The sequence below is a fragment of the Streptomyces sp. NPDC022910 genome, assembly GCF_055561075.1.
On record NZ_JBVHHL010000001.1, the window covers coordinates 18,911 to 32,588 of the forward strand.

The following is a 13,678-nucleotide window of genomic DNA, read 5'->3' on the forward strand; positions in this document are numbered from 1 at the left end:
GCGTCAGGCGAGCAGTTCGCCCTCGATGACGGTGACCGCGCGGCCGGTGAGCAGGGTGCGGTCGCCGCGCAGTTCCGTGCGGACGCGGCCGGAGCGGGGCGACGCCTGCAGGCCGGTGAGGTCGGGGCGGCCGAGGCGCTCGGACCAGTAGGGGGCGAGCGCGGTGTGGGCGCTGCCGGTGACGGGGTCCTCGTCGATGCCGACGTTGGGGAAGAAGCAGCGCGAGACGAAGTCGTACCCGCGGGAGGGGTCTTCGGCTCGGGCGGTGGCGATGATGCCGCGTGCCGAGTGGCGGCCGAGCGCCTTGTGGTCGGGGGTGAGGCCGAGGACCGTCTTCTCGTCGGCGAGTTCGAGGACCAGGTCGCCGACGTTCGGGCCGGTGTCGAAGGCGGTGAGGGGCACCGCGCCGAGGGCCTCGGCCACGCCCTCCGGGATCTCGACGGGGGTGAGAGGGGCGGTGGGGAAGTCGAGGGTGATGGAGTCGTCCTCACGTGGCGTGGCGCTCAGCACGCCGCTGCGGGTGGCGAACCGTACGGGGCCGTCGTGGGCGCCCGTGGTGCGCAGCACGTGGGCGGTGGCCAGGGTGGCGTGGCCGCACATCACGACCTCGGTGGCGGGTGTGAACCAGCGCAGTGCCCAGTCGGCCTCGCCGCCCTCGGGCAGGCGGTGGGCGAACGCGGTCTCGGCGTGGTTGACCTCGCGGGCCACGTCCTGGAGCCAGACGTCGTCCGGGAAGGCGTCGAGGAGGAGGACGCCGGCCGGGTTGCCGGCGAAGGGGCGGTCGGTGAAGGCGTCGACGATTCGAATCCGCATGGCCCGACGGTAGAGGCCGGCGGGCGGCCCGGGCCAAGGCCAATTCGGGGTGTCTGGACTTGTGGGCGCGTGTGCTCCGCCCGTCGGCTTGGAGGAGCGAGCGGGTGGCACCGCGGAACGGCGCCGAAGGGCACCTCGCGCACGTGAGACTTTCAGCGAACGGTCTCACCAAAGGTCTGTCGTGAGCTGGTACTGGGTTCTGTGTGCCTCACACTCTGTACTCTCCGCCGGCTCGACCCCGTTCCCGTGTCCTGCGCCACACCGCCCCGACAGGGGGCCGCGGGTGAAGACCTCCGGTGCGGTGGGGCTGTCGACACGGCAACCTGATGGCCGACGTCGGCGATGAGCAGGTCTTCCAGATCGCAGAGGTCACCGGTGCCCGCGGCGACGAGGAACGCCCCTGGGAGGCGCTGGGTGCGCGGTGGTGCTCACCGGGCGGAGCGGCGCCGTGGTGAGGTGGGTGCGGGCACGGCGCCGGAGTTGCCTCGCGTAGGCCTCGCTCGGGTGGAAGGTCTCGGAGATCCGGGGACAGGGGTAGTCGAAATGCGCACGCAGGTGCCGCAGCCGGCGGGCCTCGCAAGGGAAGCCCAGCAGTGCCTGCATGACGGCCAGGCGCAGCAACTCCGAATGACTGAGCTTCGGCGGCCGTCCGGGCAGGCGGGCGATCCCCGCCCACTCGTCGTCGATCTTCACGTACAGTGCGGTCACGAGGGTGTTCAGTTCTGTCGTCACAAACGGATCTTGAACCCCCTCTCTTCATGCCCGCAGGCATTTGGACAGACTCGTCTAGGGGGCGCTTGGCCTGTCTCCTGCTGCGTGGCATCGTCCGTCGTTGTTTGGGTGACGCGACCAGGGCTACCCGCGGTAGAGAAACTCCCGAATAAGGCCACGCAAGGGGCACTGCGATGAGCACAGGGGAGTGCAAGCGTGCCCAGAGGGCGAAGCTACGCGACCACGACGACGCCTTCCGGACCGTTGGGCCTCGGCGTTCCCGGCCCCGCGGGCGAAGGGCGGGTGATCGACCAGACCCCAGGTAAAGGTGAGGACGCTTTCCGACAGCGAAGGAGCTCAGTCATGGCTTCCGGAACTCCGAATCCCCAGTGGCGTGACCACGATGACAAGGACAGGCAGCTCGACCGCTTCCGGGCGGCACCGGAGTCCGATGCGCTCACCACGGATCAGGGGGTACGGGTGGACGACACGGACAACGCGCTGCGCGTCGGGGAGCGCGGTCCCACCCTGCTGGAGGACTTTCACAACAGGGAGAAGCTCACCCACTTCGACCATGAACGCATACCGGAACGGGTGGTGCACGCGCGTGGCGCGGGCGCGTACGGCTACTTCGAGCCGTACGAGTCGCTGGCCGAGTACACCTGTGCGGACTTCCTCCAGGAGCCGGGGCGGCGCACCCCGGTGTTTGTACGTTTCTCCACCGTCCAGGGGCCGCGGGGTTCGGCGGACACCGTGCGGGACGTGCGTGGCTTCGCGACGAAGTTCTACACGCGCGAGGGCAACTACGACCTTGTGGGAAACAACTTCCCGGTGTTCTTCATCCAGGACGCCGTCAAGTTCCCTGACTTCGTGCACGCGGTGAAGATGGAGCCGCACAACGAAATCCCCACGGGCGCTTCGGCGCACGACACCTTCTGGGACTTCTGCTCGCTGCAACCGGAGTCGACCCACATGCTGATGTGGCTGATGTCCGACCGGGCCATTCCACGCAGTTTCCGGATGATGCAGGGCTTCGGTGTGCACACCTTCCGATTCGTCAGCGCGGCGGGGCGCGGGACTTTCGTCAAGTTCCACTGGAAGCCTGTGCTCGGTGTCAACTCCCTGGTGTGGGACGAGGCACAGATCGCCGCCGGCCGGGATCCCGACTTCAACCGTCGGGATCTGTGGGAGGCCATCGAGGCGGGCAACTACCCGGAGTACGAACTGGGCGTGCAGTTGGTGGCGGAGGAGGACGAAGACGCCTTCGATTTCGATCTCCTGGACGCGACCAAGATCATTCCTGAGGAGCAGGTTCCCGTACGGCCCATAGGGCGCATGGTTCTCGACCGCAATCCGCAGAATTTCTTCGCCGAGACCGAACAGGTCGCTTTCCACACAGCCAACGTGGTTCCCGGTATCGACTTCACCAACGACCCGTTGCTCCAAGGCCGCAACTTCTCCTATCTGGATACCCAGTTGATCAGGCTGGGCGGACCCAATTTCGCCCAATTGCCGGTCAACAGGCCCATCGCCGACGTCAACACCAACCACCGTGACGGCTACGGCCAACAAGTCATACAGCCGGGAAACAGCTACTTCCCGAACTCGCTGAGCGGCGGCTGTCCGGCGCACGCCGGTGCGGGTGACGCCAGTGGTGTATTCCGTCACTACCAGGAACGGGTGGCGGGCGAGAAGGTCCGGGTGCGCAGTGAGAGCTTCCGTGACCACTACAGCCAGGCCACGTTGTTCTGGAACAGCATGTCGGACTGGGAGAAGGCACATATCGTCGAGGCGTTCCGCTTCGAACTCGGCAAGGTCGCATCGGCCGAAGTACGCGAACGCATGGTGGCCAACCTGTCCAACGTCCACGGCGATCTGTGCGCCGCCGTGGCAGCGGGCCTCGGGCTGCCCACGCCGCAAGGCGCCTCCGCCGTCCCCTCGTCCTCATCCGCAGCGCTGAGCCAGGAAAACCTCCGTGGCAATGGCATCAGCACCCGTAAGGTCGCCGTGCTGGCGGCGGACGGCACCGACGTCGAGCCCGTCGAGGCGGTGCGCGGCAGGCTGACCGAGGAAGGCGCCGTGGCCGAGGTGCTCGCAGCCTCCGAGGGCAGCGTGCGTGGCGCCGACAGCGCGGTGCTGGAAGTGGACCGGGCCCTGCCGACGATGGGATCCGTACTCTACGATGCCCTGCTGGTTCCCGGCGGCAAGCAAGCTGTACAGACACTGCTGGACGACCCTGCTGCGGTGCGTTTCGTGGAGGAAAGCTACCGCCACGGCAAACCGATCGCTGTTCAAGGCGAAGGCGAACAGCTACTGGGCGCGGCCAGGCTCCCGGCTGAGGTGCTGAACGGTGCCGGGGCCGAGCAGGGCGTGATCAGCGGTAGCAGTGCCGATGACATCGGGGACGCCTTCGTGGCCGCGATCGGGCAACACCGCTTCATGCGGCGTCCCGGATTGCTCAATCCGGGAGCCGTCGACTGAATGCCCTGACGTATCCTGGTGGGTGCGGACCGCCACGGCAAATCGAGTGGACACGGTCACGGTGCCGTCGGCGAGAGTTGCCTCCCCCGAGCCTGGCACGAGCAGCGGGCCGTCCTCCGTCAGCACGACATAACATGGCTTACTGAGGCACGAGTGCCCTTGCCGCTTTTTCGGGTCGGCAAGTATCCCGACACCGCGAAACTGGCGCGCCACAGCCCGTGCACTCATCCGGAAGTGCCCGGGCCCCGCTCCCCCAATCCCATCCTCAGGGGAAGAGCGCGATGCCGAGGACCCAGCACGACGACTATCTACGCGCCGTACCCGATCCGGTGTCCGCAGTTCGGCATCATCGTGGCTGTCGGGCGCGATGAGGCCTTTCGGCGGATCGATGCTGTTCATCGCTTCCAGACTTCCGGACCTTTAGGGATGAGGCGGAAGATCCGCACTGAGGGCGGAGCTTCCAGCCATTTCGAGTCATGTACGTCGGAAGTAAACCCTGCAAATGGGGTGAAATTGCCCATCGCGAATCGACGTCAAACGCCCTCTCAGAGTGGCACGCGTTTCCCCGGGGCTGGCGCGGGTGATGAATCGGTCCAGGTCCTCGAGGGTTGGCATGCGCCCCATTCCGATATATCGTTGAAGCATCGCGACAGATCAACGATGGAATGGAGTGATGGCGATGCGTTCCCGTGTACAGGACTTCGGATACGAACGACACGGACACCAGGGCGGCCCCGGTCATCGCGCTCGGGGCGGTTTCGACGGCCGGCGCGGAGCCTTCGGGCCCTTCGGTCCCGGCGGGCCCGGTGGTCCCGGTGGTCCCGGCTTCGGCGGACCGGGCTTCTTCGGCCCGGGTGGCCCCTGGGGCGGGCGCGGGCGGGGCGGACCCAGGGGAAGGGCGCGGCGCGGCGACGTACGCGCGTCGATCCTGGCCCTCCTCAAGGACCGGCCCATGCACGGCTACGAGATGATCCAGGAGATCGCCGAGCGTAGCGGCGGGGCGTGGAAGCCCAGCCCGGGCTCGGTCTACCCCACCCTTCAGCTGCTGGAGGACGAGGGCCTGATCACCAGTGAGAGCGAGGGCGGCAAGAAGCTCTTCGAGCTCACCGAGGAGGGCCGCGCCGCTGCCGACGAGGGCCCCGAGGCCCCGTGGGAAGAGGCAACGCGCGGCGTCGACTGGGAAGCCCTGCACGAGATCCGGCAGGCGGGCTTCGGTCTGATGGAGGCGTTCAGCCAGGTCTGGAAGACCGGCAGCAAGGACCAGCGCGACAAGGCCCTGGCGGTCATCAACGAAGCCCGGAAGAAGCTGTACCTGATCCTCGCTGACGAGAGCTGACGGCAGGTGGAGGTGCGAGAGGCGCCCCGCGGAACACGTCCGCGGGGCGCCTTCGTGTCCGCGAGCCTCTCTCAGGACACCAGTGCCCCCAGTTCGCGGAGGGACTCGTTGAGCGCGGCCGTCGCCGAGTCCTTGAGCTTGCCCGCCATGAGGGAGACCGCCGCCCCGGTGAACTCTCCGTCGATGTGGACCAAGGTCGCCTCGCCGTCCGGCGTCAGCGTGTAGCGGGTGGCGACGTTCACGGACATGGGTCCCTTGCCACGGATGGTCGGAACGCGTCCGGGCTGCAACTCGTCGATCGTCCAGGTCACTTCGGCCGGGAAGCCCATGAGCTTCATGTTCTCCTCGAAGGTCCCGCCCACCTCCAGCGCTTCCGGGCCGCCCTTCGGGAAACCGGTGTGGGTCGCGTTCCACTCGCCGTACGCCGACCAGTCCGTGAGCTGGGCCCACACCTTCTCGGCAGGCGCCTCGATGCGTGCTTCCGCGCTGACTTCGGCCATGCGACCACCCCTTCGCGTCGGGTGCTGCGCCGAGCGCAGCTACGGTGTCGCGGAACGTAGCCGCGGGACCCGGAACATTCAATACTGATGAACCGTCAGAAATTGTGGAAGCGGTTCACGTAGGGGCGCCGGGCAAGACGGCGCGCGGTTGCCGGGGAGAACGGCGTGATGTCATCCGTAAGGAGGAGAACCCGTTCAGTCTTGCCCAACCTGTGTCGGACGCGAAAATGCTGCCCGCCGGGGATGTCCCGGGCCGCTGGGGCTGATGGGGTGGGAGACGTGCCACCCCATCAGCCCCAGCAACCGGCCGCGGAGCGCGGCGCTCACCACACGGAGCCCGATGTCAGACTCACCGCCGAGCTGGCAGCGGTGGTCTCGGGTGCGCGCAGGAGAGCGCTGCGGGACGGGGACCGGCAGATCGACACGGCTCATCTGCTGCACACGCTGCTGGAGTCCGACCCCGAGGTGCGCGCCGTCTTCGACGGTCCGCAGGTCGCGCGGCTGCTGGGCTATCTCGTCCAGCGTGCCATCGGCTACGGCCTGCGCTGGCAGGGCACCGTCGAGGACTCCGGTGCCGTACCGGCGCTGAACGAACCGGAGGGCTGGTCGCCCGCGGCGGCGAGTGCCCTGGGTACGGCGCACGGGCGCGCGACGCGGCGAGGCGACGTACGGGCCCGGGGGCTCGACCTGCTCGCGGCGATCGTCGCGGACCCCGAGTCGCGGGCCGTCGAGGTCCTCGGCCGCGCAGGTGTCGACGTACGGGCGCTGACAGTGCGGATCGAGGCGGCGACCGGAGTGGGGGAGTACGCGGGCGGAGGCCCAGGGGGAGGGGACGCCGGCCGCTGGGCCGGGGCCTGGTTCGACGGGGACCGGTGACGGTGCGCCGGACGGACGGGTCCAACCTCTGAGACAGGTGCGTTCGGGGGTGACGCTCATGTCCTCGCCTGTCATCATGTGCCGGTGCATACGTCTCAGGGGAGTCAAGGCAACCGTGGCAGGGGCGTCGGGCTGGGGCTCGCCCTGGTGTCAGCGGTCGCCTTCGGCGGATCGGGTGTCGCGGCCAAGCCGCTGATCGAGGCGGGGCTCGACCCGCTCCATGTGGTGTGGCTGCGGGTCACGGGCGCCGCGCTCGTGATGCTGCCGCTCGCCGTGCGCCACCGCGCGCTGTTGCGCCGCCGCCCCGCGCTGCTCGCCGGGTTCGGTCTGCTCGCCGTGGCCGGTGTCCAGGCCTGCTACTTCGCCGCGCTCTCCCGCATACCCGTCGGTGTCGCCCTGCTCATCGAGTACCTCGCGCCCGCGCTCGTGCTGGGCTGGGTGCGCTTCGTGCAGCGGCGGCCCGTGACCCGCGCCGCAGCGGTCGGTGTGGTGCTCGCGGTCGGCGGACTCGCCTGTGTCGTGGAGGTGTGGTCCGGCCTGAGCTTCGATGCCCTCGGCCTGGTGCTCGCGCTCGGCGCCGCTTGCTGCCAGGTCGGCTACTTCGTCCTGGCCGACCAAGGCAGTGAGGCCGGCGACGAGGCTCCTGAACCGCTCGGCGTCATCGCGTACGGGCTGCTCGTCGGCGCCGCCGTGCTGACCGTCGTCGCCCGACCCTGGGGCATGGACTGGTCCGTCCTCGCGGGTAGCGCACGCATGAACGGCACACCCGTACCGGCCGTCGTGCTGCTGACCTGGATCGTCCTGGTCGCCACGGTCGTCGCGTACGTGACCGGCGTGCTGTCCGTGCGCCGGCTCTCGCCCCAGGTGGCGGGCATCGTGGCATGTCTCGAAGCGGTCATTGCGACCGTTCTGGCCTGGGTGCTGCTGGGCGAGCACCTGTCGGCGCCGCAGATCGTCGGCGGCGTGGTCGTCGTGGTCGGCGCGTTCGCGGCCCAGTCGTCGGCGCCCGCGAAGGTCTCCGCCGAGCCGGTGGCGAGCGGTGGCGCCGAAAGGGAGTTGTCGGTCCGCGGAACGGCCGCATAAGGTGTCGATCATGCATTCGGACGCACTCGTTCTTCCGCCCCCCGCCGCCTGAGGCGGGCCCTCCGGAAACACGCCCGGCGGGTCGCCGGGCGGAACGGTGCCGCCCGCAGATGAAGTCCACGGACCCCGACGCTCCGGGGTCCCTGCCCGAACTTCTGCAATCTGCGGAGACAACTCATGTCGAATGCTGCCTCCGGCCTGCCCGTCGGGCGAGGCCTCCTCTATCTGATCGTCGCCGGTGCCGCCTGGGGCACCGCGGGCGCGGCCGCCTCCCTGGTCTACCGGGCCAGTGACACGGGGCCTGTGGCACTGTCCTTCTGGCGCTGCGCGGCCGGACTCGTCCTGCTGGCCGCCGTCCGGCACCTGCGCCCGCGCACTCGGACGGCGGGGTCCGAACCGCTCGGCCGCAGGGCGCTGCGCGCGACTGCCACCGGTCTTGGGCTCGCTGTCTTCCAGACCGCCTACTTCGGTGCCGTCTCCGCCACCGGACTGGCCGTGGCGACCGTCGTCACCCTCGGTGCCGGACCCGTGCTCATCGCGCTCGGGGCCCGTCTCACGATGGGTGAGCGGCTCGGGCGCGGCGGTGCGACCGCCGTCGTCGGGGCGCTCGCCGGGCTCGGGGTGCTCGTGCTCGGCAGTGGCGGTGCGACCGTGCGTCCGTCGGGCGTGCTGCTCGCCGTCGTGTCGGCGGCCGGCTACTCCGGCATGACGCTGCTCACCCGGTGGTGGGGCCGTGACGGCGAGGCCGACGTGTCCGGTACGACCGTGTCGGCGTTCGCAGTCACCAGTCTGTGTCTGCTGCCGTTCGCGCTGGTCGAGGGACTGGTGCCGCACACCTCGCAACCGCTGGCTCTCGTAGGGCTGGTGGCGTACATCGCGGCGGTTCCCACGGCGCTGGCCTACGCCCTCTACTTCGCGGGCGCGGCCGTCGTACGCTCCGCAACGGTCTCCGTGATCATGCTGCTCGAGCCGGTCAGCGCGGCGGTGCTCGCCGTCGCCCTGCTCGGCGAGCGGCTCACGGCGGCGACTGTTGTCGGTACCGCGCTGATGCTCGGCTCGGTCGCGGGGCTCGCTCTGGCGGAGGCACGCGGGGCGCGGGTACCGGAGGACGCGGCCGTCCTCGTGTGACAGGGCGGGTGCGGGGTGCCTCACCGGACCCCGCACCCCGCTTCACGCCTCGCGCCTGCGCAGCAGGTGCTCACGCGCGACCGCGTCGCGCGGACCGCCTCGCCCCGCCAGTCCGGCGGCGATGCGGTCCTGGACCTCTTCCGGTTTCCGGCCCGCGTACTTGAACTTCGCGCGGACACCCGTCACTTCGAGCCGCAGGCCGCGGATGCCGGACAGCATGCGGCCGTACGGTTCCTCACCCGCCGCGGCCCGGGCGGAGCCGCCTTCCGGCTGGAAGTGGCCCATCTGGCGGTTCAGCAGGTCCGCCTTCTCGGCCGGATCGTCCACGACATGGGCCGTGCAGCGGAGCTGGACCGCCGCGTAGAAGCTCGTGGGCACGCCGTGCTCGGACGGGCCGTCCGGTGCCGCCTGCCAGGGGCCGGGCACATACACATAGTCGTCGACCACGCTCAGCAGCACCTCCGGGTGCGCCTCCAGCGCGGGCCACAGCGGGTTCGGACGCGCCAGATGGCCCAGGGCCTCGCCGCGTTCCGCGTCGTACGCGAAGTGCAGTGGCTGGACGTACGGCGGTTCGCCCGGCCGGCCGTTGACGGCGAGCTGCCCGAAGTCATGGACGGCGAGCCAGTGTTGCCACTCGGCGTCGTCGTGGGGAGCGTCCCAGGGGTGGATCAGCATCACAGCACCGCCAGATAGCCCGGCAGCTCGGTGCCGGGCGCCAGGGCCGGGTCGGCGAGCGGGGCGCCGTACTCCTTGCGGACCGGGATCACGCCGGCCCAGTGGGGGAGCGAGAGGTCCTCGGGCTCGTCGTTCACGCCGCCGGTGCGCAGCTTGGCGGAGACCTCGTCCAGGTCCAGACGGATCACGGCGGTGGCGGCCAGTTCCTTCTTGTTGGCGGGCCGGGAGTCGGCGGCGCGGCCCGGCACGACGTGGTCGACCAGTGCGTCGAGGGCCGTCAGCTTCTCCTCGGGGTCGGTGACCTGGTGGGCCATACCATGCACCACCACGGAGCGGTAGTTGATCGAGTGGTGGAAGGCGGAGCGGGCCAGGACCAGACCGTCGACGTGCGTCACCGTCAGGCAGACCGCGAGTCCCGGGTCGGCCTCGTCCGTCATCCGCAGCGGGCGCGAGCCCGTGGAGCCGTGGACGTAGAGCCGCTCGCCGACCCGGCCGTACAGCGTGGGCAGCACGACAGGGGAGCCGTCGCGGACGAAGCCCAGGTGGCAGACGTACCCCTCGTCGAGTATCGCGTGCACCAGTTCCTTGTCGTAGGACGCCTTGTGCGCGGCACGCGTGGGGATCGTGCGGTCGGTCGGCGTGTAGGCGTCGGTGGGCCGCGACTTCGGCTGCTGGGTCCCCTGCATGCCCTCTCCATTGCACTAGTGCATAATCTGCTTTGTGCTAGGAGATTATCCGATCCAGGGGCGACGTGCAGCAGAGATTGCGGCGAGCGTCGAGCGTGCCGTGGGGACAGGAGAGCTGGAACCCGGTCGACTGCTGCCGCCCATGCGGGAGTTGGCCGTCGAGCTGGGGGTGAATCCCAACACCGTCGCGGCCGCGTACCGCATCCTGCGCGAGCGCGGGGTCATCGAGACCGCCGGGCGCCGGGGCAGCCGGGTGCGGCCCGCGCCGGCCACCACGGGTCGGGACCACATGCGTGTCGAGGTACCCGAGGGCGTACGCGATGTGTCGAGTGGAAACCCGGACCAGGTCCTGCTGCCCCCTCTGGCGCCGGCGTTCGCGGCGGCCGCCACGCAGGGCGACCGGGAGCCGGTGCTCTATGGGGACGTCGCCGTGGAACCGGAACTGGCGCGCATCGCACGGACCGACCTGGACGCGGACGGGGTGCCGGAAGGGCCGCTCGCCGTGGTCTCCGGATCGCTCGACGCCGTCGAGCGTGTCCTTGCGGCCCACCTCAAGCCAGGGGACACCGTCGCCGTCGAGGATCCCGGGTGGGACAGGACCCTCGACCTCGTTCCCGCGCTCGGGCTGCGCACCGTACCGGTCGGCGTCGACGACGAAGGGCCGCTCCCCGACCACGTTCGCGGTGCCCTGGAGGCCGGGGCGCGTGCGCTGATCGTGACGGACCGGGCGCAGAACCCGACCGGTGCCGCGGTGAGTGCCACACGCGCGCGTGCCCTGCGATCCGTGCTGCGCGCGTACCCCGAGACATTGCTGATCGAGGACGACCACGGTCACGGGATCGTCGACGTGCCCCTTCATCCCCTGGCCGGGGTCACGCGGCACTGGGCGTTCGTGCGCTCGGTCGCCAAGGCGTACGGACCCGATCTGCGGCTCGCCGTGCTCACCGGGGACACCGTCACCGTCGACCGGGTCCGCGGGCGGCAGCGGCTGGGGCCGGGTTGGGTCAGCCGGGTCCTGCAGCGGGCCGTGGTGCGGCTGTGGGCCGACGGCGCGGTGGACGCGCGGACGGTGGCGGCGGAGTACGGCAAGCGCCGCGACGCGCTGATCGCCGCCCTCGCGGAGCGCGGTGTCGAGGCCCATGGGCGCAGTGGGATGAATGTGTGGGTTCCAGTACCGGACGAGACGGGCGCGGTCGCGCGACTGCTGCACGCCGGCTGGGCCGTCGCTCCGGGCGCCCGCTTCCGGATGAGCGCGCCGCCCGGCATCAGGGTCACCGTCTCGACGCTGACCGCGGAGGAGGCCGGGCCCCTGGCGGACGCGGTCGCCGCCGCCCTGCGCCCTGCGCCCGCTGCCCGGAGCTACGTCTGAGGGCTTGCAGGGAAGCAACACCTTGGTTCCGTGCAAGCCCATAGAGCCCCGGGCCCGGCCCCGTCCGGAGCTACGTCCGGTCCTGGGGGGACGCCTTCGGCCTGGTCTGCGTCAGTGCCGCGCCCGCCAGTACGATCACCGCCCCGACCGGGGTCGACCAGGTCAGCGACTCGCCCAGGATCGCGACGCCCGCCGCGGTGGCGATGACCGGGATGAAGTACGTGACCATCTGCGCGGTCGTCGGGCCGACCTCGGCGACCAGGCCGTACTGGATGAGCACGGCGAGCCCGGTGCCCAGGGCGCCCAGCGCTGCGACCGCGAGCAGCGGGACGACCGGGAGGTGGCTCGGCATGTTGGTGAACAGTGGGGTGACCAGGGCCAGTTGGATGGTGGCCAGCAGTAGCTGTGCGCCGGTCAGTGACAGATGGGAGTGGCCGACGCCCGCCAGGGTGCGACGTACGTAGATCCAGCCGATGGGGTAGCTGAGCGAGGCCAGCAGGGCCATCGCCGTGCCCGCCACGTCCAGGCCGTGGAAGCCCTGCCAGGCCCCGAGCACCGTCAGCACGCCGAGGAAGCCGATACCGAGCCCCGCGACCCGGCGCCGCGTCGGCCGGTCCTCAACGAGCGCGACCAGGGACAGTGCCATGCCCCACAGGGGCGAGGTCGCATTGCAGATGCCCGCCAGGGTGGACGGGACCGTGAGCTCCGAGTAGGCGAAGAGCGAGAACGGCAGCGCGTTGAGGAGGAACGCCGCGACGGTGAGATGGCCCCAGGTGCGGGTGCCGCGCGGGAGACGTTCGCACTTGACGGTCATCACGGCCGCCAGTACAGCCGTGCCGAACACCAGGCGGCCGAGAGTGACCTGGAACGGGGCGTACGCCTCCGTGCCGACCTTGATGAACAGGAAGCTGAAGCCCCAGATCAGCGAGAGAACGCCGAAACGGATCCGCCAGTCGAGGGCGGGCCGACGGTGCGGGACGACGGTGGTCGCGGCAGGGGTCCGTTGGGCGGCGGCGGTGCTCATGGCCGTAACGATGACGCAGACGATCTCGTAGCACAATCGAGATTTCGCACCCGATACCTCGTAGCATTTCTTATATGTTGAACCTGGACCGCCTGCGCACCCTCGACGCCCTCGCCCGGCACGGCTCGGTCAGTGGGGCGGCGGAGGGGCTGCACGTGACGACCTCGGCCGTCTCCCAGCAGATGGCCAAGCTCGAACGGGAGGTGGGGCAGCAGCTCCTGGCGAAGAAGGGGCGGGGGGTGCGGCTCACGGACGCCGGACGACTGCTCGCCGATCATGCGGCGCGCATCCTGTCGCAGGTCGAGCTGGCCGAGGCCGACCTTGAGGCGCAGCGCGGGCAGGTGGCCGGCGAACTGCGCCTGTCGGCCTTTCCGACCGCCGCACGCGGTCTCTTCCCGACCGCGCTGGCCGCGCTGCGCACCGAGCACCCCGCGCTGCGGCTGCGCTCGTGCGAGCTGGAACCCGAGGCCGGCGTCGCGGGCGTGGTGCGCGGCGACCTCGATCTCGCGGTGGTCCTGGACTGGTACAACAAGCCGATGCCGCTGCCCGAGGGCCTGGTGAAGGCTGCGATCCTCGACGATCCGGCGGATGTGGCGATGCCCGTGGGGCACCGGCTGGCGGACCGGGCGGAGGTGGACCTCGGGGAGTTCGCCGACGACGAGTGGATCACCTGGGGCGAGGGCGAGTTCTGCCACGAGTGGCTGATGTTCACCCTGCGCTCCAAGGGCGTCGAGCCGCGCATCGGTCACCGTGCCGCCGAGACGCACACGCAGCTGGGGCTGGTCGCCGCCGGGCTCGGCGTGTGCATCGCACCGCTCCTCGGGCGTGATCCGATGCCGCCCCGTGTCGTCACCGTGCCGCTGCGGCAGCGCGTGCGACGGCACGTCTACGTGGTATGGCGGGCCGACGCAGACCGCCGCCCGTCGATCCGGGCGGCGGTGGAGGCGCTGTGGGCGGCGGGGCAGGCCGTGGCGGACGGGTGAACCGCAACGGAAA

12 protein-coding genes and 1 pseudogene are annotated in these 13,678 nt (G+C 70.3%); 7 read left to right on the top strand and 6 right to left on the bottom strand.

What is annotated here, in order from left to right:
- Positions 1-3: 3 nt before the first annotated feature.
- The gene (locus tag ACZ3TS_RS00100) at positions 4-813 is read right to left on the bottom strand and encodes a PhzF family phenazine biosynthesis protein (RefSeq protein ID WP_467611664.1); all 810 of its coding nucleotides are present in this window, start codon (positions 811-813) and stop codon (positions 4-6) included.
- A gap of 543 nt (positions 814-1,356) precedes the next feature.
- A pseudogene (locus ACZ3TS_RS00105) lies at positions 1,357-1,545 on the bottom strand (IS982 family transposase); the annotation flags it as partial.
- A 342-nt stretch (positions 1,546-1,887) separates the two neighbouring features.
- Here ACZ3TS_RS00105 and ACZ3TS_RS00110 point away from each other — a divergent pair.
- Positions 1,888-4,005: a catalase gene (locus ACZ3TS_RS00110; RefSeq protein ID WP_467612595.1), complete on the top strand. Its 2,118-nt coding sequence runs from the start codon at positions 1,888-1,890 to the stop codon at positions 4,003-4,005.
- Positions 4,006-4,684: 679 nt separating this feature from the next.
- Positions 4,685-5,341, top strand: coding sequence for a PadR family transcriptional regulator (locus ACZ3TS_RS00115; protein WP_467611667.1), 657 nt, complete (start codon positions 4,685-4,687; stop codon positions 5,339-5,341).
- A 71-nt stretch (positions 5,342-5,412) separates the two neighbouring features.
- Here the strand turns inward: ACZ3TS_RS00115 and ACZ3TS_RS00120 are convergent, their stop codons facing one another.
- Complete coding sequence (locus ACZ3TS_RS00120; protein ID WP_467611670.1) at positions 5,413-5,841, bottom strand: type II toxin-antitoxin system Rv0910 family toxin; 429 nt, start codon at positions 5,839-5,841, stop codon at positions 5,413-5,415.
- A 243-nt stretch (positions 5,842-6,084) separates the two neighbouring features.
- Here ACZ3TS_RS00120 and ACZ3TS_RS00125 point away from each other — a divergent pair, with 243 nt between their 5' ends.
- The 3 genes from ACZ3TS_RS00125 (at position 6,085) to ACZ3TS_RS00135 (ending at position 8,928) form a co-directional block, all read left to right on the top strand.
- Positions 6,085-6,717: a peptidase gene (locus ACZ3TS_RS00125; protein WP_467611673.1), complete on the top strand. Its 633-nt coding sequence runs from the start codon at positions 6,085-6,087 to the stop codon at positions 6,715-6,717.
- A 78-nt stretch (positions 6,718-6,795) separates the two neighbouring features.
- Entirely contained in the window at positions 6,796-7,800 is a 1,005-nt protein-coding gene (locus ACZ3TS_RS00130; RefSeq protein WP_467611676.1) for an EamA family transporter, read from the top strand.
- A gap of 177 nt (positions 7,801-7,977) precedes the next feature.
- Positions 7,978-8,928 carry a DMT family transporter gene (locus ACZ3TS_RS00135; RefSeq protein ID WP_467611679.1) on the top strand — a complete coding sequence of 317 codons (951 nt, stop codon included), beginning with the start codon at positions 7,978-7,980 and terminating at the stop codon, positions 8,926-8,928.
- 42 nt (positions 8,929-8,970) lie between these two features.
- On the opposite strand, the gene ACZ3TS_RS00140 is transcribed toward ACZ3TS_RS00135, so the two are convergent.
- Together ACZ3TS_RS00140 and ACZ3TS_RS00145 are read right to left on the bottom strand one after the other, a co-directional pair.
- Positions 8,971-9,603: an FMN-binding negative transcriptional regulator gene (locus ACZ3TS_RS00140; RefSeq protein ID WP_467611682.1), complete on the bottom strand. Its 633-nt coding sequence runs from the start codon at positions 9,601-9,603 to the stop codon at positions 8,971-8,973.
- Entirely contained in the window at positions 9,603-10,289 is a 687-nt protein-coding gene (locus ACZ3TS_RS00145; protein ID WP_467611685.1) for a pyridoxamine 5'-phosphate oxidase family protein, read from the bottom strand. The genes ACZ3TS_RS00140 and ACZ3TS_RS00145 overlap by 1 nt, the downstream gene beginning before the upstream one ends.
- 34 nt (positions 10,290-10,323) lie before the next feature.
- Here ACZ3TS_RS00145 and ACZ3TS_RS00150 point away from each other — a divergent pair, with 34 nt between their 5' ends.
- Positions 10,324-11,658, top strand: a complete 1,335-nt coding sequence (locus ACZ3TS_RS00150; protein ID WP_467611688.1) for an aminotransferase class I/II-fold pyridoxal phosphate-dependent enzyme — start codon at positions 10,324-10,326, stop codon at positions 11,656-11,658.
- A gap of 70 nt (positions 11,659-11,728) precedes the next feature.
- Here ACZ3TS_RS00150 and ACZ3TS_RS00155 read toward each other — a convergent pair whose 3' ends face one another.
- Entirely contained in the window at positions 11,729-12,718 is a 990-nt protein-coding gene (locus tag ACZ3TS_RS00155; RefSeq protein WP_467611691.1) for a DMT family transporter, read from the bottom strand.
- A 38-nt stretch (positions 12,719-12,756) separates the two neighbouring features.
- Here ACZ3TS_RS00155 and ACZ3TS_RS00160 point away from each other — a divergent pair, with 38 nt between their 5' ends.
- Positions 12,757-13,665: a LysR family transcriptional regulator gene (locus ACZ3TS_RS00160; protein ID WP_467611694.1), complete on the top strand. Its 909-nt coding sequence runs from the start codon at positions 12,757-12,759 to the stop codon at positions 13,663-13,665.
- The last annotated feature ends 13 nt before the right edge of the window (positions 13,666-13,678 follow it).